At 57.8% G+C, this 1,270-nt stretch carries 1 protein-coding gene; it reads right to left on the reverse strand.

The window, feature by feature from the left end; all coding sequences use genetic code 11:
- The coding region (locus HMPREF9370_RS11435) for a DUF6531 domain-containing protein (RefSeq protein WP_009117681.1) at nt 1-1,270 on the reverse strand (1,270 nt) is incomplete at both ends.

The raw sequence follows: 1,270 nt of genomic DNA on the forward strand, positions 1-1,270 counted from the left end.
AAACACCCGTTTGGTCAACTCGTTGTTGTAATCGTAATGGTATTGCTCGGTGCGCCCCAAGACATCGGTTACCTCGGTGTAGCCGTCGTGATAAGCGAAACGCCATTCCTCGCCCAACGAAGTCCAATTGCGCAGCACCTTGCCGGTGGGGGTGTAATGGCTGTATTCGTAATAAGCGGTCAAGCCCGCCGCATCGGTGTGCGACACCATCAGGTTGTTTTGATAGGTAAAGCTGCGTTTGACCGCGCCGTCGCGGCCGATCACGCGGATTAAATCGCCGCTGCTGCCGTATTCGTAGCGCACCAATGCGTCGCCGATCTGAGCGGCTGCGCCGAAAGCGGGCAGGGCATCGAGCAGCGATACCGACAACAAGCGCAGTTTGGGCGCGGCGGCATCGGCGACATTGCCGAAGTGCAGGTAGAACACCCGCCCGTTGCCGTCGATAATATATTGCGGCAGTCCGGTGAGCGGGTGGTAGATAAAACGCTGATGGTTGCCGTTGGCATCCTCCACCGCCACCAGCGGTAGTTCGGCGGAGTTATCGCCGTTCGGGTCGTCTGCCGACACCGCCAGCGGCGCGAAACGCAACGACACCGAACCGTCCAACGAGGCAATCACATAATGGCCGTCTGAATTCTTACTGAACCAGATTTGTTCGCTCTCGAACAACACCGGTTCTTCATCGTCTTCTTCCGGTTCCGGCAATGGAAACAAACGCCCCTGATCATCGATATAGGCCAAGCCCGCCGCATCGCGGATGATGCGTTGGCTGCCGGGCACGCTCCAACCCTCGCCGAGCCAGCCGGTGCCGTCTTGGTCGGAATAATAGCTGCGGTTCCACACCAACGGCATTAAGCCTTCGAAGGCGAAGTCGGTTTCGTTCTCCAAAAACTTCAAGCCGTGAATCGGATTGACCGGGCGGCCGGCACCCACGGCAGCCTTACAGGAAATACACGGTTTCGACGGCAGTTTCCCTTTGAACTTGTTGTTCATGTGGAACATATCGCCGGCACGGACGATATAGCGTTTGCGGATTTTAACCGAAGAAGAATGCCTCATCGGCCAAGCCGGTTTGGTGGCGGTACGGGAAATCACCCCTTTGCGGCCGGGCAGGGCGATTTCGTCGCCGTAGGTGCGGTTGGTTTTACTGGCTTTGAAGACGAAAGCGGGTTTGCGGTTGATTTTAACGTCTTTGGCAACGGTTTTAGCGTCGCCGAGGTCGGCAAACAGCGGGAAAGGAATCGGCGGCACTTGCGGCGGAGCGGGCGGG

It is taken from the genome of Neisseria wadsworthii 9715 (assembly GCF_000227765.1).
Lineage (GTDB): Bacteria > Pseudomonadota > Gammaproteobacteria > Burkholderiales > Neisseriaceae > Neisseria > Neisseria wadsworthii.